Source organism: Actinoplanes sp. NPDC023801 (genome assembly GCF_040639655.1).
Classification (GTDB): Bacteria; Actinomycetota; Actinomycetes; order Mycobacteriales; family Micromonosporaceae; genus Actinoplanes.
On sequence record NZ_JBFAAI010000020.1, the window covers coordinates 39,088 to 55,700 of the forward strand.

General features: G+C 69.7%; 21 protein-coding genes and 1 pseudogene. 10 read left to right on the plus strand and 12 right to left on the minus strand.

Going from position 1 to position 16,613, the window contains the following annotated elements:
* Positions 1 to 7: 7 nt before the first annotated feature.
* On the plus strand, positions 8 to 352 hold the full coding sequence (locus tag AB0G04_RS29860; RefSeq protein WP_360989221.1) for a YkvA family protein: 345 nt from the start codon (positions 8 to 10) through the stop codon (positions 350 to 352).
* Between the two features lie 3 nt (positions 353 to 355).
* The gene (locus AB0G04_RS29865) at positions 356 to 1,714 is read left to right on the plus strand and encodes a cystathionine beta-synthase (protein WP_360989224.1); all 1,359 of its coding nucleotides are present in this window, start codon (positions 356 to 358) and stop codon (positions 1,712 to 1,714) included.
* A 5-nt stretch (positions 1,715 to 1,719) separates the two neighbouring features.
* Here AB0G04_RS29865 and AB0G04_RS29870 read toward each other — a convergent pair whose 3' ends face one another.
* Together AB0G04_RS29870 and AB0G04_RS29875 are read right to left on the minus strand one after the other, a co-directional pair.
* The gene (locus AB0G04_RS29870) at positions 1,720 to 1,947 is read right to left on the minus strand and encodes a hypothetical protein (protein ID WP_360989227.1); all 228 of its coding nucleotides are present in this window, start codon (positions 1,945 to 1,947) and stop codon (positions 1,720 to 1,722) included.
* Positions 1,901 to 2,542: a hypothetical protein gene (locus AB0G04_RS29875; protein WP_360989230.1), complete on the minus strand. Its 642-nt coding sequence runs from the start codon at positions 2,540 to 2,542 to the stop codon at positions 1,901 to 1,903. Before AB0G04_RS29875 ends, AB0G04_RS29870 begins: the two co-directional genes overlap by 47 nt.
* A 161-nt stretch (positions 2,543 to 2,703) precedes the next feature.
* Here AB0G04_RS29875 and AB0G04_RS29880 point away from each other — a divergent pair, with 161 nt between their 5' ends.
* Positions 2,704 to 3,036, plus strand: a complete 333-nt coding sequence (locus tag AB0G04_RS29880; RefSeq protein WP_360989233.1) for a hypothetical protein — start codon at positions 2,704 to 2,706, stop codon at positions 3,034 to 3,036.
* Positions 3,037 to 3,361: 325 nt separating this feature from the next.
* Here AB0G04_RS29880 and AB0G04_RS29885 read toward each other — a convergent pair whose 3' ends face one another.
* The 4 genes from AB0G04_RS29885 to AB0G04_RS29900 form a co-directional block, all read right to left on the minus strand.
* The gene (locus AB0G04_RS29885; protein WP_360989235.1) at positions 3,362 to 3,865 is read right to left on the minus strand and encodes a GNAT family N-acetyltransferase; all 504 of its coding nucleotides are present in this window, start codon (positions 3,863 to 3,865) and stop codon (positions 3,362 to 3,364) included.
* Positions 3,866 to 3,883: 18 nt separating this feature from the next.
* Complete coding sequence (locus tag AB0G04_RS29890) at positions 3,884 to 4,786, minus strand: ribonuclease Z (RefSeq protein ID WP_360989237.1); 903 nt, start codon at positions 4,784 to 4,786, stop codon at positions 3,884 to 3,886.
* Positions 4,787 to 5,127: 341 nt separating this feature from the next.
* Positions 5,128 to 6,069, minus strand: a complete 942-nt coding sequence (ppk2, locus tag AB0G04_RS29895) for a polyphosphate kinase 2 (RefSeq protein ID WP_360989240.1) — start codon at positions 6,067 to 6,069, stop codon at positions 5,128 to 5,130.
* Between the two features lie 45 nt (positions 6,070 to 6,114).
* Positions 6,115 to 7,533, minus strand: coding sequence for a CYTH and CHAD domain-containing protein (locus tag AB0G04_RS29900; protein ID WP_360989242.1), 1,419 nt, complete (start codon positions 7,531 to 7,533; stop codon positions 6,115 to 6,117).
* Between the two features lie 116 nt (positions 7,534 to 7,649).
* On the opposite strand from AB0G04_RS29900, the gene AB0G04_RS29905 reads away from it, so the two are divergent.
* Positions 7,650 to 7,823, plus strand: a complete 174-nt coding sequence (locus tag AB0G04_RS29905) for a hypothetical protein (protein ID WP_360989244.1) — start codon at positions 7,650 to 7,652, stop codon at positions 7,821 to 7,823.
* Between the two features lie 18 nt (positions 7,824 to 7,841).
* Here the strand turns inward: AB0G04_RS29905 and AB0G04_RS29910 are convergent, their stop codons facing one another.
* Positions 7,842 to 8,171 (minus strand): hypothetical protein, encoded by a 330-nt coding sequence (locus AB0G04_RS29910; RefSeq protein WP_360989247.1) that lies wholly within the window; start codon positions 8,169 to 8,171, stop codon positions 7,842 to 7,844.
* A 147-nt stretch (positions 8,172 to 8,318) separates the two neighbouring features.
* Here AB0G04_RS29910 and AB0G04_RS29915 point away from each other — a divergent pair, with 147 nt between their 5' ends.
* The 3 genes from AB0G04_RS29915 (at position 8,319) to AB0G04_RS29925 (ending at position 10,157) form a co-directional block, all read left to right on the plus strand.
* Entirely contained in the window at positions 8,319 to 8,954 is a 636-nt protein-coding gene (locus AB0G04_RS29915) for a hypothetical protein (protein ID WP_360989249.1), read from the plus strand.
* A gap of 61 nt (positions 8,955 to 9,015) precedes the next feature.
* Entirely contained in the window at positions 9,016 to 9,597 is a 582-nt protein-coding gene (locus AB0G04_RS29920; RefSeq protein ID WP_360989252.1) for a permease-like cell division protein FtsX, read from the plus strand.
* Positions 9,594 to 10,157, plus strand: a complete 564-nt coding sequence (locus AB0G04_RS29925; RefSeq protein WP_360989255.1) for a SigE family RNA polymerase sigma factor — start codon at positions 9,594 to 9,596, stop codon at positions 10,155 to 10,157. The genes AB0G04_RS29920 and AB0G04_RS29925 overlap by 4 nt, the downstream gene beginning before the upstream one ends.
* A gap of 552 nt (positions 10,158 to 10,709) precedes the next feature.
* Here AB0G04_RS29925 and AB0G04_RS29930 read toward each other — a convergent pair.
* The 5 genes and pseudogenes from AB0G04_RS29930 to AB0G04_RS29950 all read right to left on the minus strand — a co-directional run.
* A pseudogene (locus AB0G04_RS29930) lies at positions 10,710 to 10,811 on the minus strand (peptide-methionine (S)-S-oxide reductase); the annotation flags it as partial.
* 38 nt (positions 10,812 to 10,849) lie between these two features.
* Positions 10,850 to 11,161, minus strand: coding sequence for a type II toxin-antitoxin system PemK/MazF family toxin (locus AB0G04_RS29935; protein WP_360989258.1), 312 nt, complete (start codon positions 11,159 to 11,161; stop codon positions 10,850 to 10,852).
* Complete coding sequence (locus tag AB0G04_RS29940; RefSeq protein ID WP_360989261.1) at positions 11,151 to 11,381, minus strand: hypothetical protein; 231 nt, start codon at positions 11,379 to 11,381, stop codon at positions 11,151 to 11,153. Before AB0G04_RS29940 ends, AB0G04_RS29935 begins: the two co-directional genes overlap by 11 nt.
* Positions 11,382 to 11,484: 103 nt before the next feature.
* Positions 11,485 to 12,147 carry a peptide-methionine (S)-S-oxide reductase MsrA gene (gene msrA, locus AB0G04_RS29945; protein ID WP_360989264.1) on the minus strand — a complete coding sequence of 221 codons (663 nt, stop codon included), beginning with the start codon at positions 12,145 to 12,147 and terminating at the stop codon, positions 11,485 to 11,487.
* 2 nt (positions 12,148 to 12,149) lie between these two features.
* On the minus strand, positions 12,150 to 12,596 hold the full coding sequence (locus AB0G04_RS29950) for an HIT family protein (protein ID WP_360989267.1): 447 nt from the start codon (positions 12,594 to 12,596) through the stop codon (positions 12,150 to 12,152).
* A 24-nt stretch (positions 12,597 to 12,620) separates the two neighbouring features.
* Here AB0G04_RS29950 and AB0G04_RS29955 point away from each other — a divergent pair, with 24 nt between their 5' ends.
* From AB0G04_RS29955 to ilvA, 3 genes are read left to right on the plus strand one after another with little or no spacing between them, the layout of a single operon-like run.
* The gene (locus tag AB0G04_RS29955) at positions 12,621 to 13,772 is read left to right on the plus strand and encodes a cystathionine gamma-synthase (protein ID WP_360989270.1); all 1,152 of its coding nucleotides are present in this window, start codon (positions 12,621 to 12,623) and stop codon (positions 13,770 to 13,772) included.
* 24 nt (positions 13,773 to 13,796) lie between these two features.
* On the plus strand, positions 13,797 to 15,155 hold the full coding sequence (locus AB0G04_RS29960) for an amidase family protein (protein WP_360989272.1): 1,359 nt from the start codon (positions 13,797 to 13,799) through the stop codon (positions 15,153 to 15,155).
* A 47-nt stretch (positions 15,156 to 15,202) separates the two neighbouring features.
* Positions 15,203 to 16,450 (plus strand): threonine ammonia-lyase, encoded by a 1,248-nt coding sequence (gene ilvA / locus AB0G04_RS29965; RefSeq protein ID WP_360989275.1) that lies wholly within the window; start codon positions 15,203 to 15,205, stop codon positions 16,448 to 16,450.
* The last annotated feature ends 163 nt before the right edge of the window (positions 16,451 to 16,613 follow it).

A 16,613-nucleotide genomic window follows, 5' to 3' on the forward strand; every position in this document is an offset into this window, starting at 1 on the left:
AACAGAGATGGCCAAAACGTTGAAACGTGCTGCAGCGTTCACCGCGCTCGCCCGTGCGCTGACGGCGGGCAGCCGGGGCGGGCCGTCGCTCGCGCAGCGGCTCGGCGCGCTGCCTCGGATGATCAAAGCGAGTTCCCGGGGGGAGTACGACGGGGGCATGCGCCTCGCGCTGATGGCGGCCGCCACGGCGTACGTGGTGTCCCCGATCGACGTCGTCCCCGAGGCCTTCCTCTGGGTGTTCGGGCTCGTCGACGACGCGGTCGCGGTCACCTGGCTGGCCGGCGCGGTGCTCGCCGAGACCGAACGGTTCCTGGAGTGGGAGAGGACTCGGCCCCACATGGTCGTAAAGTAAAGCGTGCGCTATTACGACAACGTAGTCGAGATCATCGGCAACACCCCGCTGGTCCGATTGAACAGCGTGACCAAAGGCATCAGCGCCACCGTGCTGGCCAAGGTCGAGTACTTGAACCCCGGCGGCTCGGTCAAGGACCGGATCGCGCTGCGGATGGTGCAGGACGCCGAGAAGGCGGGCCTGCTCAAGCCGGGCGGCACGATCGTCGAGCCGACCAGCGGCAACACCGGCGTCGGGCTGGCCCTGGTGGCCCAGCAACGCGGTTACAAGTGCGTCTTCGTGTGCCCCGACAAGGTCAGCGAGGACAAACAGAACGTGCTCCGGGCGTACGGCGCGGAGGTGGTGGTCTGCCCGACCGCCGTCGCGCCGGAGGACCCGCGTTCCTACTACAACGTGTCCGACCAGCTGACCCGGGACATCCCCGGTGCCTGGAAACCCGACCAGTACAGCAACCCGGCCAACCCGCGCTCCCACTACGAGGACACCGGCCCCGAGCTCTGGGATCAGACCGGCGGGAAGATCACCCACTTCGTGACGGGCGTAGGTACCGGCGGCACGATCAGCGGCGTCGGCCGCTACCTCAAGGAGCAGGGGCCGGTGCGGATCATCGGCGCCGACCCGGAGGGTTCGGTCTACTCCGGCGGTACCGGGCGTCCCTACCTGGTCGAGGGCGTGGGCGAGGACTTCTGGCCCACGGCGTACGACCGGGAGGTCACCGACGAGGTGATCGAGGTGAGCGACTCGGACTCGTTCGAGATGACCCGCCGCCTCGCCCGGGAGGAGGGCCTGCTCGTCGGCGGTTCCTGCGGGATGGCCGTGGTGGCCGCGCTCGAGGTGGCTCGCAAGGCCGGTCCCGACGACGTCATCGTGGTGCTGCTGCCGGACGGCGGCCGTGGCTACCTGTCGAAGATCTTCAACGACAGATGGATGGCGCGGTACGGCTTCCTGCGCACCCAGGAGGGCACGCCCACCGTGGCCGACGCCCTGGCCGGCAAGGGTACCGAGATCCCGCCGCTGATCCACGTGCACCCGACCGAGACGGTGCGCGACGCCATCGACTACATGCGGGAGTACGGCGTGAGCCAGCTCCCGGTCCTCAAGGCCGAGCCACCGGTGGTGACCGGCGAGGTGGCCGGCTCCATCTCGGAGAAGGCGCTGCTGGACGCGCTCTTCACCGGCCAGGCCCACCTGCACGACACCATCGAGCGGCACATGGGCGACCCACTGCCGATGATCGGTGGCGGCGAGCCGGTGGCCGAGGCGGTCGTCCTGCTGGAGAAGTCGGACGCCGCGATGGTCCTCGTCGACGGCAAGCCCGCCGGCGTACTGACGAGGCAGGACCTGCTGGCGCATCTGAGCTAGCGCCTTCAGGAAGTCAGGTGTGCCACCTGCTGCCAGTCGGGGTCGGGCGTGACGGTGATCCGGACACGCCCGTCCCGCCAGCCGGCGGTCAGGGGCTTCAGCACGTCGGCGGCGACCGGGCTGTCGGCGTACAGGTGCGTCGTGCGGACCCCGTCGGTGGTCTCGTGGGCCACCAGGACCATGCCGTCAGCGTGCGCGGCGACATGGTCCTCGAGGGCGTGCAGCGCGGGCATCGTCTCCCGGGCCGGGAACCCGTTCTCGTCCCGGGCCCGGTACGGCAACGTCCATCCGGATGTGCAGGTCGTGCTCGGGCCAGCGGGCCGGCCGGAGCCGGGTCTGCGCCATCGCGAGGATCGGTTTCCCGGACCGCATCTGCGCGAAGGCCGGATGCCAGACCTCCACGTCCACCCAGTCTCGCTCGTCGTCGTGCTCGGCGCGGAACCGCAGGTCGGCCAGGTCCAGGTCATGACCGCCGATCGAGAGGCGGGCGGAGTCCAGCGCGTCGGGCCGCCCCTGCCGGGCGGCCGCGTATCCGAAGGTCTCGTCCGGTGGTGGTCCGGCCCGCCGCCAGCGTTCGGCGAGGGACCGTAGCTCCGCCGAACCGCCGGAGCTGACCACCAGCAGGTGCCGGCTCGAGGTGCCGGCGGCGAACTCCCAGTGCAGATCGGGGTGGATCGCCGAGACCAGGCCGGCGATCTCCTCGATGAGGCCGTCGTCGGGCGCCCCTTCGATCATCTTCTCGGCGCGCGGCCGGGCGGCCGCCCACCAGGCCCAGAAGGCCGCGATCGCGGCCGCCGGTTCGGACTTCTGCCGCCTCTTGACGATCACGGTCGGAAGGTGGTACTGCGTGGGTGACGGACCGGCAAGGTACATGGATCGTCACGGATAGTTGCCGCAATCGCACAGACAGTCCGATCGACTGATGGCCGACTGGGGTTGTATGTGTCGTGACGGAGCTACGAGCCACTCCCGGACGAAGGGGTAAGGGAATGGTCGACGTCGACGAGGCGGCGCCCGCCGACATCGTGGACCGCCTGTTGTGGCGGGACGCGCAGCACATGCTTGGCCGCCATGTGGCGGCCGGCGCCGACGGCAAATGCGTCTGGTGCGGATGGCGCTGGCCGTGTTCGGCCCGCCGCCTGGCCGAACGCGCCGACGCGGTCGCCCGCCGGCCGTGGCGCGAGGCCTGGACGCTGCGGCACGACCTGAACAGCATGCGCGCCCTGCCCGGGAGACGGGCCGGTGTGGACGAGATCGGTACCCGATACACCGGTGCCGGCCCGTACCACCGCAACGACGACCACCGGAGGTATGAGGTCTGACCCGACGACCACGACGTCACCGACACGCTTGACCGTCCCCCGGCAAGTACGGCTTCCCGGCCCGGTCGACGTCGACCAGCGGTGACACCGGCGCGCCCCGCCAGCGCACCGGTATCCCGCGCCCAGACCCGTCCTTGAACCGGATCCCAGATCGGCACGCCTCCGCTGATCGAGCGCCTCCGGCCAGGCGCATCCGGTTCGGACGGGGCGGTGGGCGGGAGCACGTGATCACAGGTTCCCCCGCATTCACTCGATCACGTGCTCCCGCTCAACCAGCAGGTCACGGAAGGCCCGTCGCGCACCCCGCGGCGGGCCTTCCGTGGTCTCACAACGGATGCGTGTAGCGCAGCTGCTTCAGCGGATGATCGTTGACCGGGGCCACCCGGGTCTCGCCGTCCGGCGTCCAGCCGCCCTTCTCGTAGAAGCGGCGCGCCACCGGATTGTCCGCGAGCACCCACAGCACGGCCCGTTCGGCGCCGAACCCGGCCAGCTGCTCCAACGCGTTGATCATCAGGATCCGGCCGATGCCGGTACCGGCGCGCGGCGGATCGAGGTGGATCGCGTACAACTCGGCGGCACCGGGGGTCTCACTCGGGCCGACATAGGTGAACCCGGCCAGCTCGCCGTCCGCCTCGGCGACGGTCATCCGGTGCGTGTCCCGCTCCCACTTCCACCGCTCCTCCCACCAGGCACCCAGCGCCTCCGGACCGCGCGCGGCGAACGTCTCGGCCGGCAGCAGCCCGGCGTATGCGGCGGCACGGGAACGGTGATGCAGCGCGCCGACCGCGAACAGGTCGGCGTCGTCGACGGGGCGAAGCGAAACGGTCATGGCATCAGAGAACCAGGCTCACGCCGTCGGCCGGCGGGCGGGCACGGTCACCCGCGCCAAGTCCTCGGCGATCACCACCGGGCCGTCGAACTCCTTGCGCGCCTCCTCCAGGAAGCGGTCCGGTTCCGGATAGCGTTGCGAGAAATGCGTCAGGACGAGTAGCTGTACGCCACACTCGCGCGCGACCATGGCGGCCTGACCCGCCGTCAGATGCCCCACCTGAGCGGCCAGCTCCGCGTCCTCGGACAGGAACGTCGACTCGATCACCAGCATGTCCACACCCCGGGCCAGCTCGAACACGCTGTCACACAGGCCGGTGTCCATGACGAAGGCGAAACTCTGGCCGGGCCGGGCCACACTCACCTGCTCAAGGGTCACGTCACCGAGGCGGCCGGTGCGCTGCAACTCGCCGACGGCCGGGCCGCTGACGCCGTACTCGGCCAGCAGCGCCGGCACGATCCGCCTCGAGTCCGGTTCGACCAGGCGATAGCCGTACGTCTCGATGGGGTGCCGCAGCGGCAGAGCGGTGAGCCGCCCCGCGGACGTCTCCACCGCGAAACCGGCGCCCACCGGACCCGGAACGATGTCCGCGTTGTCCCAGTAGCTGGTGGCATGCCGGAGCCGGTCGTAGAACTCCTGCCCGCCGGCCGGGTAGTGGACATGCACCGGATGCGGCACCCGGTCCAGGGAGATGCGCTGCAGGACTCCGGGCAGGCCGAGACTGTGGTCGCCGTGGAAGTGGGTGATGCAGATCCGGCGGATCGGGGTGACCGGGAGGCCGGCCATCAGCAGCTGGCGCTGGGTGCCCTCGCCCGGGTCGAAGAGGATCACCTCGTCGTCCCAGCGGAGCAGGTAACCGTTGTGGTTGCGGTGCCGGGTCGGCACCTGACTCGCCGAACCGAGAATCGCCAGCTCACGCATCTCGGACCTCCCCGGGAAATAAAGCGACCCCTGGGGACTTCCGCGCTCGCGATGCGAACGTGGTCCGGTCGGACAAGGCCGGATCCCCAGGGGTCGGGTAGCTGTCTGGTATTCGCCGCAACCGCTGCCACACGGTCTCGACTGTCTTCAAGAGCTGAAGACCCTGAATCTGGTTGCTGTCAAGCAGGTTCACTCGGCAGCGACCAGCCAAGCTGTCAAGGACAGCGGCTAGCGGACAGCCACCTCACGAGTCCCGATGCTATACAACTTCGGACCACCTCCCTTCACGTGTACGGCCACGTTATCCAGCCGCCGGAGGGAGCGCCAATGATTTTGAATCACTACAGCCGAGGGAATACCTGCGGCGAATCGTTGGGACTCTCCACCACGAGCGAGGCCGGCCCGACGATCTCCGGATCCGGGACGCCGACGATGTCCTCGTCCTTGCCGTCGTACTTGAACCGGTTGAGCACGTGCCGCATCGCGTTCAGCCGGGCCCGCTTCTTGTCGTTGCTCTTCACCACCGTCCACGGGGCGTCCGCGGTGTCGGTCCAGAAAAACATCGCCTCCTTGGCCTCCGTGTAGTCGTCCCACCGGTCCAGCGACTTCAGGTCCATCGGTGAGAGCTTCCACTGCCGGACCGGGTCGACCTGCCGGATCGCGAACCGGGTCCGCTGCTCACCCTGGGTGACCGAGAACCAGAACTTCACCAGGTGGATCCCCGACCGGACCAGCATCCGCTCCAGCTCCGGGGTCTGGCGGAGGAACTCCAGGTACTCCTTGCGGTCGCAGAAGCCCATCACCCGCTCGACGCCGGCCCGGTTGTACCAGGACCGGTCGAACAGCACGATCTCGCCACCGGCCGGCAGATGCTTGATGTAGCGCTGGTAGAACCACTGGGTGCTCTCGCGCTGGTTCGGCTTCTCCAGGGCCACGACCCGGGCGCCCCGCGGGTTCAGATGCTCCATGAACCGCTTGATCGTGCCGCCCTTGCCGGCCGCGTCCCGGCCCTCGAACAGGATCAGCAGCCGCTGACCGGTGTCCTTGCACCAGTTCTGCAGCTTCAGCAGCTCGATCTGCAGCAGGCGCTTGTCATGGTCGTAGTCCGCGCGGGACATGCGCTCGTCGTACGGGTAGTCCTCGCGCCACGTGTCGACCGGTTCGCCGTCGGCATTCAGCAGCTGAGGGTCGTCGTCCTCGTCGTCGACGACCCGGTAGCCGGACAGCTCGGCGATCGGGCCGGAGTAGGGCTGGGTGGCCGCAAGGTCGTGCTCGGGTTGCATGGCAACGATTCATACCCGCCAGGACCGGGACCACAACCGACTCGATCAGAACACTCGCCGAACTTTTCGCCGGCGCGCCGCCTTCGCCAGAGTGGGCACCTCGGCCAGCGTCTCGCGCCCGACCTGTTCCTGCCGGCCGTAGAGCACCCCGAAATGGAAATTGTTCTCACCCAGCTCGCGCAGCACCTCACGGGCGATGTTCGAATCCTGGTAGGCGCCCAGCCCGTCCTGCAGCGCGGTCAACGCCTTGACCAGGCGCTTCGTGGACTTGCCCGCATCCGGCGCGATCAGCTCGATCGCGTAACGCGCCTGTTTGAAGCCCTTCCGCGAGTCGTGGATCTCCTCCTCCACCCCGCTGTCCAGCGCCTCGTCCAGTTTCCGGTCCGCCTTCGCCAGGACCTGGCGGGCCCGCTCGACCGGATCCGGGATCTCCAGCTTGCGCGTGGCGACCATTTCGTCGATGCGGTCCAGCAGAGTCAGGTACCGGTCCGAGTCGAGAGCCGCCACCAGATCGGCGCGGCCGCTCTCGATCCGGTCCTCCAGATGGGCACGGATCCGCTCGGCGGCCGGAGCGAACTCGTCGCCCGCATCAGTCACCAGCCCGAGCAGCTTCTCCTCCAGGACCTGCGGGTCACGGACCGCGCCGAGCACCGCGGCCAGCCAGCGCAACTCGTCACGCAGATCCGACTCCGGGAACGACCGCTTGTACGTCTTCAAGGTGCTCCGCAGCCGCCGGGTCGCCACCCGCATCTGATGCACGGCCCGGGGCTCGCCACGACGGGCCGCGGGGTCGTGGCCCACGATGGCGTCGCGCTGCTCACGGGCGTACCGCAGAACGGGGTTGACCTTGCCCTTGGTCGTGCCCTTGTCGAGGGAGGCCAGCCGGCCGGCCAGCGCGCGCGCCACCTTCGACGGGCCCTCCGCCGGGCGGGCGCCGGCCTCGAACAGCCGCCGCTCCACCTCGTCGAGCACCGCGGTGTCGCCGTCGACCAGCTCGACCTCGATCTCCTGCCAGGTGCTCTCCTCGCCCTGCGACTCGGCGCGGACCTGATCCTGCGCCACCAGCGCCAGGGTCCGGCCGTCGGCGTCGCGCAGCGGCGTCTCCACCCGGTGTGTCCGCAGCCGGGCGACCGGCCCCAGCGGGCGACGCCGCACGATTGCCCGGACCACGGCGACCAGCTCGTCCGGAACCGTGTCCCCGTCGGCGGGCAGCCGATGCTCGGTACGCCCGGAACCGTCCCCTGGCGTCTTCAGATGCCACCCGGCGTCGTTACCACCGCTGCGCCGCCGAAGAGTCCGCCGGTTTCTCATCAGGCGGAGGTCCTCGGTGTCGAAGTAGGTGGCATCGAGATCGTGGATCTCGGCATCGTCGGCGCCGGCGACTGCTCCGGCGCCGACCAGGTCGGGAAGTTCGAACGTCGCGGGGACGTCGTATTTGCGCTCGGTCTCGGTGGCGATCTCCACCTGTACATGGTGCCTGCCAGGAGGCCCTGTGCACAGCGGTGTCTCAGGTTCGGCTGTCATGGTGGTGGCCCGGCCGGCGCCATCCCGGTGGCCCGGCCAGCGAAATGGAGTGCTGCATGGAGAAGTCTGAACGCCGCCAGATCCCTCTCGCCGTCTCACTCGCCGGCCTGCGCCTCATCGGCGCCGGCGCGGTCCTCGGCCTGGCACTCGCGGTGCCTTCCGCTCCCGCGCAGGCCGACCCGCCCCGCCCGCCGGCCACCACCCAGTCCGACGACGCACCGGAGAGCTGAGGCCGGCTCCGCCGCGAGTCACAGCCGCGCGTCGTCGCGATTGTGCAGGTAAAGGGCACGGGCGTAATTCGCGGTCGCCGCGTTGTAGTACATAGTGGCGAGACCGACGTGGAAACTGTTGTTGGTCAGCGCGTTCTTCGCGTTGGCCGACGCGGACCAGCGGATCTCGGCATCGGTGGTGCTGATGCCGCGCCGTTCGCAGCGCAGTCTGTTCATCTCCTTGCCGGTCCGCCACATGTCGAGCGCGGCCTCGGCCTCACGCATCATCGCGCGCGCCTGCTGAAGCAGAGACTCGGCAAGATCCCAGGCCGCCCGCTCCTCATCGTTGTGGTGGTAGATCGGGGACATCGTGCACCTCCCGCTGGCTCGATTTCGAGTCTGAGCGGGATTTCAGGACATGTCGATTTTTTTCGATCGGCAGCGTGAAATCTGGGCTGCCGACTTGCCACCAGCCACCCCACCTGATCAACCCCTCCGTAGCCGAGAATGATCCGAATGCTGGAAGAGTTGCGCATCAGGGTCGACCGGTGCCGGGCAGCCGCGATCGGGTCCGGTCTGGCGGTCGAGATCGGGCCACCACTCGCCCTGCCGGAGGCTCCCGAGGCCGCGCCGCCGGCCGCCGTCGCCGCGTACCGGCTGTTCGAATGGGTCGACGGTCCGCTCTTCCGGTTCGACTGCCCCGACGAGCTGCGCTCGATCGAGGGATGGCGGGCACGTCCCGACATCGAGATGCTCCGGCCCGCGCCGATCGACCTCGGCTGGGAGATGCGGTCGTGGCGGTCCCGGACAGAAGGCCGCCTCGGCGTACGAGGTGGCGAGACCATCTCCCTCGACCCGGTCGACGGCGACGTGTACTACGTCGAGGACTGGATGTGGTTCCAGGAGAACATCGACTGGGAAGCCGTCGAGGACGTCCACCACCCGATCGCGCCGGACGCGGTCACCTTCTTCACCGAGTGGGTCTTCGGGCCGCGCTACCCCGAGCTGGTCTCGCTCGTGCTCGGTCCCGGCATGCTCGAACACCGCATCCGGAAGGGCCGGGACAAGGGCGAACTCACCGACGCCTGGCTGCGCCTGCTTCAGCGGGCAGATCTCCTCCCGGATCTCACGGCACCGGGCCGGGGGAGGTGACCGATCCCGGCCTCCAGGCGGTCATGTAGGGGGAGGACGCCGACAACCCCGGGAGCGAGCCGTGCCGGACCATCTGAAGGACCTGTTCGACCGAGCGCTGGACGACGAGCCGTCGTTGCCCGACGGGGACTTCGCCCGGCAGGTGATGGCTCAGGGCAGAGGCATCCGCCGGCGGCGCCACGGCCTGCTGGCCGGCGGCGCCATGGCGGCCGCTGCAGTCGCCGTCGTGGCGGCGCTCGGCCTCACCCCGGCACCCACCGGTCCGCCGCCATGGATCCCGGAGGCCCTGGCGCTGGTGGCGCAGACGGAGCCGCAGTGCACCTGGCCGGCGTCCGACAACGCCACCGATGTCTGGATCTCCCTGCGGCCGGACAGCTCCGAACAGCAACACGACGCCCTCCGGGACGCTCTGCACGCCGATCCGCTCGTCCGGAACGTGCGCTTCGACAGCCGGGAAGTCGTGTACGAGAGGCTGAAACAACTGTGGAGTGACAGCCCCGACTTCGTCGCCGCCATCGACCCGTCGTCGGTGACCGACTCGTTCCGGCTGAAACTGACGGGACCGGCGGAGTACTCGAAGATCGTTGCCGGGTACGCCGGCCGTCCCGGCGTCGCATACGTCGCCGGCGGAGTGTGCCCGTGAGCCGGCGAACGGCGGACACCGCGTCGTCCCGGCCCCGCTGGAGCCTGACCAGGCGGACGGACCGGGCCGTACGCGACGAGGAGTTCACCGCGTTCGTGGCCGCCGCGACACCACGGCTGCGGCGTACCGCGTACCTGATGTGCCGGGATTGGCACCTGGCGCAGGACCTCACCCAGCTGACCCTGGCCCGGATGTACTCGTCGTGGGCGCGGATCGGTCGTACCGCGGACCTGGAGGCGTACAGCCGCCGGGTGCTGATGAACGCCGTCTTCGATCAGCGCAAACGTCGCAGCAGTGCCGAGGTGGTGTCCGCCGACCTGCCGGACCGCCCCGGCCACCCGGCGGAGCAGGCCGCGGAACTGCACGTCACGCTGATGCGTGCGCTGTCCACCCTGCCGCTGCGGGACAGGGCCATCGTGGTGCTGCGGCACTGGGAGGACCACAGCGTCGAGACGGTCGCCGAGATCCTGGGCGTCTCCGTCTCGGTGGTGAAGATGCAGAGCATGCGGGCGCTGGCCCGCTTGCGGGACCTGCTGGGCGAGGACTTCGCCCGGCAGTGACCGCCCGGTCAGGTGCACCCGGTCAAGGGTGGCCAGGCGGTCTCGGCGATCTCTCCTCGCCATTGTCACGGGGCGGGACTCTCGGAGTGTTTGATGCCGCCGGGAGTGGAAGGCTACCGCCGCTGTTTATGCCGACCCGCCGTTGTTGCGTCGGCTGACCGAGCCGCTGACCGAAGACTTCGGTTCGGTGACCGCTCCGGTCAAGGCGGACGGCGATGCCAGGTAAGCGAGGCGACCGGGTGGCGCCACCCGGACGGGTGGGAAGCGACCACGGAGGCCGCCAAGGGGTGGGAGCAGCTGTGCCAGACAGCACGATCCAACACTGGGGAGGCCTGGATTGTTCTCACCGAGCGGCCCGCCGCGCCGGAGAACCCGGCGCGGCAGCACCGCCTCCGCGGAGCCTTGGCCACCCGCGAAGTCGGCGGGAGGCGGCTGGATCAATGGCAGTACGAGGTGACCTCAGGAGGTCGCATCTGGTACTGCCCGGATCCTGATCGTCGGATCGTCTGGGTGGTGGAGGCGAGCCCCTCTCACCCGAAGGCGACCGAAAAGTCAGCCGGCGGTCCTGGCGACGCCGATGGGGCACGTCATGCCGTTCGGGCCGTGGTTGCAGCAGCCATACGGGTTCTTCACGTCGGACAGGTACTGCTGGTGGTTGCGGATCCCGTCTGAGCTCGTGCATTCCGTGGCATTCATAGATGCAGAACGGTGCGGAGCGCGTCGTCAACGGCTGTGAGCTCGGGCCTGGTGAGATGACCGATCAACTCGCCGAGTCGTTCGGGGTCGACGGCGGCGGTCTGCTCGACCAGGACATAGGTGTTCTTGCCTTGAACCTCGATCTCTGGGCGGAAGCTGGTCGGTCGTGCGCTGGTGGACGTGGGCGCGACGAGCCATGTGGACAGCGGCAGGAGGTCCGACTGAACGACGACCGCGTAGCGATTTCCGCGCTGCTCATGACCGCGCGCATCGCGCGGTGCTTTCAGCCGGTACACATCACCCCGCACGGAGCGAATCCATGTCCGCCAGCACCGCGCGTGCTTCGGCGCGGTCCTCGGGGTCAGCGGCCACCGCTTCGGCCTCGGCTCGGATTTGCTCCTCACGCCGGGTGCGCCAGGCCGCAAGGATTGCCTCGCGGATGACCTGCGACCGATCACGATCGCCCGAAGTGAGGTCGGCCAGCGCCTGGTCGACGGCATCGTCTGCACGAAACGTAATCGTTGACATAAGACAAAGTGTATGACGCGGCGCGTGGGTAGCCAAGTCACCGTAAGGCCGGACAGGCCGCAGAGCCGGAGCCCAGCGGCCTGTCGTGGTGCGAGTCCAGACGTCAGGCGCCGCTCTTGGCGACGCCGATCGGGCAGGTCATCCCGTTCGGGCCGTGGTTGCAGTAGCCATACGGGTTCTTCACGTCGGACAGGTACTGCTGGTGATGGTCCTCGGCGTAGTAGTACCTGGTGAGCGGCTTGATCTCGGTCGTGATGGTGCCGCGGCCGGCTGCCGTCACCACCGGCTGGAAGGCGTCTCGAGAGGCCGCCGCGGCGGCCGCCTGGGCGTCCGTGGTGGTGTAGATCGCCGAGCGGTACTGCGTGCCGACGTCGTTGCCCTGGCGCATGCCCTGGGTGGGGTCGTGGTTCTCCCAGAACGCCTTCAGCAGGTCCTCGTAACTGATCTTGGCAGGGTCGTGAACGACCTGGACCACCTCGGTGTGCCCGGTCGTGCCCCTGCAGGTCTCCTCGTACGTGGGGTTCGCGGTGAAGCCGCCGGCGTAACCGGCCGAGGTGGAGTACACCCCGGGCAGGCGCCAGAAGATCCGCTCGGCGCCCCAGAAGCAGCCCATCCCGAAGACCGCTACCTCGAGGCCGGCCGGCCAGGGGCCCTTCAACGGGGTGCCCAGCACGGTGTGGGTGGCGGCGACCGGCATCTCGGCGTCGCGGCCGGGTGCGGCGGTGTCGGCGGTGGGCAGGTCGAACTTCTTGTGCCGCAGGAACACGGTCACTCCCTTCGTCCGCTCTCTGCAACGCTGAGACGAAGGTATTCCTTACCGATGGTGCCGGCGATCGACGCGGCCTCGTCGTCGCTGTCGTACTTGTGGCGGGGCCAGAAGAAGCCGCGCAGGCCGTCGCCCTTGGTGCGGGGGACCACATGGGTGTGCAGGTGCGGCACCGACTGGGAGACGATGTTGTTCATGGCGACGAAGGTGCCCTGGGCTCCGAGCGCGGCGGGCACGGCCGCTGAGATCAGCTGGACGAAGCGGAAGTAGTCCGGCAGGAGGTCGGCGTCCAGCGAGGGCAGCGTGACTATGTGCGGGCGTGGGATCACCAGGACGTGACCCTTGAAGACCGGGCGGATGTCGAGGAAAGCGATGCCGGCCGGCGAGGCCGCCACCGTGAACGCCGGAACGGAACCCGAAACGATGCCGCAGAACACGCAGTCCGCCATCAGGTGAGACTAGCCTTGCGCAACATGACGGCTAACAGCTACGGGTTCGACACCCTCGCCATCCACGCCGGCCAGGAGCCGGATCCGCGGACCGGCGCGGTGGTGCCGCCCATCTATCAGACGAGCACCTACGCCCAGGACGCCGTCGGCGCCCCCCGCCTGGGTTACGAGTACAGCCGATCCGGCAACCCGACCCGGGACGCTCTGCAGGAGTGCCTGGCCGCGATCGAGGGCGGGCAGCGTGGGCTGGCCTTCGCCAGCGGCCTTGCGGCCGAGGACACCCTTCTGCGTACGGTGTGCCGGCCCGGCGACCACGTGGTCATCCCGAACGACGCGTACGGCGGCACGTTCCGCCTGTTCAGCAAGGTGGCCGAGCGGTGGGGCCTGGACTGGACGGCGGCCCCGCTCGACGACATCGACGCGGTGCGGGCGGCCTTCCGGCCCGGTCACACCCGGATGATCTGGTCCGAGACGCCGACCAACCCGCTGCTCAACGTCAACGACGTCGCTCAGCTGGCCGGTCTCGCCCACGAGTACGACGCGATGCTCGCGGTGGACAACACGTTCGCCTCGCCGTACCTGCAGCAGCCGATCACCCTCGGCGCCGATGTGGTGATCCACTCGACCACCAAGTATCTGGGTGGGCACTCGGACGTGGTGGGTGGTGCGCTGATCACCGCGGACGCCGGGCTCGGCGACGAGCTGGCCTTCCATCAGAACGCGATGGGCGGCGTCAACGGTCCGTTCGACGCGTGGCTGACGCTCCGGGGGATCAAGACCTTGGGCGTACGGATGGACCGGCACTGCGACAACGCCGAGCGGATCGTCGGCTACCTGCGTGAGCACCCGGCCGTCGCGAGCGTTCTCTACCCGGGCCTGGACACCCACCCCGGTCACGAGGTCGCGGCGAAGCAGATGAGCCGGTTCGGCGGCATGGTGTCGTTCCGCGCGGCCGGCGGCCCGGACGCGGCGATCGCCATCTGCAACCGGGCGAAGCTCTTCGTGCTCGCCGAGTCGCTCGGTGGCGTCGAGTCGCTGATCGAGCACCCGGGCCAGATGACACATCTGTCGGCTGCGGGCTCAGCGCTTGAGGTTCCCGCCGATCTCGTGAGACTGTCTGTCGGCATCGAAACCGTTGACGATCTGCTCGCCGACCTCGAGCAGGCCCTCGGATAAGACCGACGCTGGAGATACTGCGCGATGGAATCGACGACCTGGGTGGGCGCAACCGCCAAACAGATCTCCCGTGCGGTGCGACGTGGAGACGCGACCGCCACCCAGGTCGTGGCCGACCATCTGGAGCAGATCGCCATCTCCGACCCGGCGCTGGGCGCGTTCCGCGTGGTCCGCGGCGTCGAGGCGATCACCGAGGCGGAGAAGGTCGACGACCAGGAGGACCTGGCGAACCTTCCGCTGGCCGGCGTGCCGGTGGCGGTGAAGGAGAACACCGCGGTGGCCGGCCTGCCGACGTGGCACGGTTCGGCTGCCGCGCGTACCCCCGAGGTCGCCGAGGAGGACCACGAGGTGGTCCGGCGGCTGCGCGGGGCCGGCGCGGTGGTCGTCGGGGTGACCCGGATGCCGGAGATGGGTCTGTGGGCCGTCACCGACGACGAGGACGGCCCGACGCGCAACCCGTGGGACCTGGACCGGACCCCGGGCGGCTCGTCCGGTGGTTCGGCCGCCGCGGTGGCGGCCGGTCTGGTGCCGATCGCGCAGGGCAACGACGGGCTCGGCTCGATCCGGATTCCGGCGGCCTGCTGCGGCCTGGTCGGGCTGAAGCCGGGCCGCGGCGTCGTGCCGGTCGACTTCGGCGACAAGGACTGGTTCGGCCTGGTGGAGAACGGTGTGCTCACCACCACGGTGGCCGACGCCGTGCTCGGTTTCTCGGTGCTGGCCGGCCTGACCCCGCCGAAACTGGTCGAGCCCTCGAAACTGCGGATCGGCGTGTCGGTGCGTTCCCCGGCCGTCGGCGTCAGACCGGACGAGCCGAACGTCTCGGCAGTCGCCAAGGCGTCGAAACTGCTTGTCGAGGCGGGGCACGACACCGTCACCGCGGATCCGGTCTACCCGGCCGGTGTGGCTCTCGGCGTGCTGGCGACCTGGTTCGCCGGGGCGTACAAGAACTCCGAAGGTCTGCCCTTGGAGCGGCTGCAGCCGCGCACCCGCCGCCACATCGCTCTCGGCCGGGCCATGACGCGGGCCGGGCTGGTCCGAGAGAAACAGCGGGCGGCCTGGCGGGAGCGGTCCATCCAGTTCTTCGCCGACAGGTCGATCGATCTGCTGCTCACCCCGGCGCTGGCCACCGCCCCGCCGCCGGCCGTGCAGTACTCGGCGTCGCCGTGGCGCAAGAACATGTGGGCCAACGCGTCGTACGCGCCCTATGCGGCGCCGTGGAACTACGCCGGGCTGCCCGCGATCGTGATCCCGGTCGGTTTCCGGCCGGACGGTCTGCCGCTTGCCGTGCAGCTGGTCGGCCCGCCCGGCTCCGAACTGCTGATGCTCTCGGTGGCCGGTCAGTTCGAGGTCGCCAATCCCTGGCAGCGGCACGCACTGGTGTAACGGGCGCCATGGGCCGGGGTGATGACCGGGTGGCACGATAGGTGCTCATGACCGCTGCTGGGACACCGCTCGACCTTCTCACCCTCGCCGACGTCGAGGCCGCCCGCGACCTGCTAGCCGGGGTGGTGAAGGAGACGCCGCTGATCCCGTCCCGGCCGCTCAGTGAGATCACCGGGGTGCCGGTGTGGCTCAAGTGCGAGAACCAGCAGCGGGCCGGGTCGTACAAGGTGCGTGGGGCGTACACCCGGATCTCCCGCCTGTCGGCCACCGAGCGGGCCCGGGGTGTGGTCGCGGCCAGCGCCGGCAACCACGCCCAGGGGGTGGCGCTCGCGGCCGGTCTGCTCGGCGCCCGCGCCACCGTCTTCATGCCGGAGGGCGCACCGCTGCCCAAGGTCTCGGCCACCAAGGGGTACGGCGCGGCGGTCGAGTATGCCGGGACCAGCGTGGACGACGCGCTGGAGGCGGCGAACGACTTCGCCCGTACGACCGGTGCGGTGTTGATCCACCCGTTCGACCACCCGGACGTGATCGCCGGGCAGGGCACCGTGGCACTGGAGATCCTGGCGCAGTGCCCGGAGGCGACGACGATCGTGACCGCGGTCGGCGGCGGTGGGCTGATCTCCGGGCTGGCGGTCGCGGCCAAGGCGTTGCGGCCGGACATCCGGATCGTCGGCGTGCAGGCGAGCGGCGCGGCCGCGTACCCGCTGTCGCTCGCGGCCGGAGCCCCGCGGAAGCTGGAGTCGTGCGCGACCATCGCGGACGGCATCGCCGTGCTGCGGCCCGGTGATCTGACATTCGCGCATGTCGCGAAGCTCGTCGACGAGGTCGTCACGGTGAGCGACGAGGATCTGTCGGCGGCGTTGCTGGTGCTGCTGGAGCGGCACAAGTCGGTGGTCGAGCCGGCCGGTGCGGCGGCTGCGGCGGCCCTGCTGACCGGCGCCTACGTGCCGCATGCCGGCCCGGTGGTGGCGATCCTGTCCGGCGGCAACATCGACCCGATGCTGTTGCTGCGGGTGATCGAACACGGGCTGGCGTCGGCGGGGCGGTTCCTGCGGCTGGCGGTGCGCTGCACGGACCGGCCTGGTCAGCTGGCCCGGCTGCTGCGGGAGATCGCCGAGCACCGGGCGAACGTCGTCGACGTGAACCATTCCCGGCAGAGCCCGCGGCTCAGTTTCGGTGAGGTGGAGGTGGCGCTGTCGGTGGAGACCCGTGGCCCGGCCCACTCGTCGGCGCTGATCAAGGCGCTGCGGGACGCGGGTTACCGGGTGGCCCTGCTGGCCGACACGACGCCCTGACCTGTTCCGTCAGGGGCGAGTTCCTCCATGAGGCGGGCCCACGGCTCCCTCATGGGCGAGCCGGCGTCTCTCGTGCGGCGAGCCGGCTCTCTCCTGCGGCGAGCCGGCTCTCTCGTGGGGCGAGCCGGCGTCTCTCATGAAGCGAGCCCACAGCGATCGGCCG

Coding starts and splice junctions, on each gene's coding strand:
- AB0G04_RS29860 (WP_360989221.1), top strand. CDS start 8: ATGGCCAAAACGTTGAAACGTGCTGCAGCGTTCACCGCGCTCGCCCGT.
- AB0G04_RS29870 (WP_360989227.1), bottom strand. CDS start 1,947: ATGCCCGCGCTGCACGCCCTCGAGGACCATGTCGCCGCGCACGCTGAC.
- AB0G04_RS29880 (WP_360989233.1), top strand. CDS start 2,704: ATGGTCGACGTCGACGAGGCGGCGCCCGCCGACATCGTGGACCGCCTG.
- AB0G04_RS29885 (WP_360989235.1), bottom strand. CDS start 3,865: ATGACCGTTTCGCTTCGCCCCGTCGACGACGCCGACCTGTTCGCGGTC.
- AB0G04_RS29890 (WP_360989237.1), bottom strand. CDS start 4,786: ATGCGTGAGCTGGCGATTCTCGGTTCGGCGAGTCAGGTGCCGACCCGG.
- ppk2 (WP_360989240.1), bottom strand. CDS start 6,069: ATGCAACCCGAGCACGACCTTGCGGCCACCCAGCCCTACTCCGGCCCG.
- AB0G04_RS29905 (WP_360989244.1), top strand. CDS start 7,650: ATGGAGAAGTCTGAACGCCGCCAGATCCCTCTCGCCGTCTCACTCGCC.
- AB0G04_RS29910 (WP_360989247.1), bottom strand. CDS start 8,171: ATGTCCCCGATCTACCACCACAACGATGAGGAGCGGGCGGCCTGGGAT.
- AB0G04_RS29915 (WP_360989249.1), top strand. CDS start 8,319: ATGCTGGAAGAGTTGCGCATCAGGGTCGACCGGTGCCGGGCAGCCGCG.
- AB0G04_RS29940 (WP_360989261.1), bottom strand. CDS start 11,381: ATGTCAACGATTACGTTTCGTGCAGACGATGCCGTCGACCAGGCGCTG.
- AB0G04_RS29950 (WP_360989267.1), bottom strand. CDS start 12,596: ATGGCGGACTGCGTGTTCTGCGGCATCGTTTCGGGTTCCGTTCCGGCG.
- AB0G04_RS29955 (WP_360989270.1), top strand. CDS start 12,621: ATGACGGCTAACAGCTACGGGTTCGACACCCTCGCCATCCACGCCGGC.
- AB0G04_RS29960 (WP_360989272.1), top strand. CDS start 13,797: ATGGAATCGACGACCTGGGTGGGCGCAACCGCCAAACAGATCTCCCGT.
- ilvA (WP_360989275.1), top strand. CDS start 15,203: ATGACCGCTGCTGGGACACCGCTCGACCTTCTCACCCTCGCCGACGTC.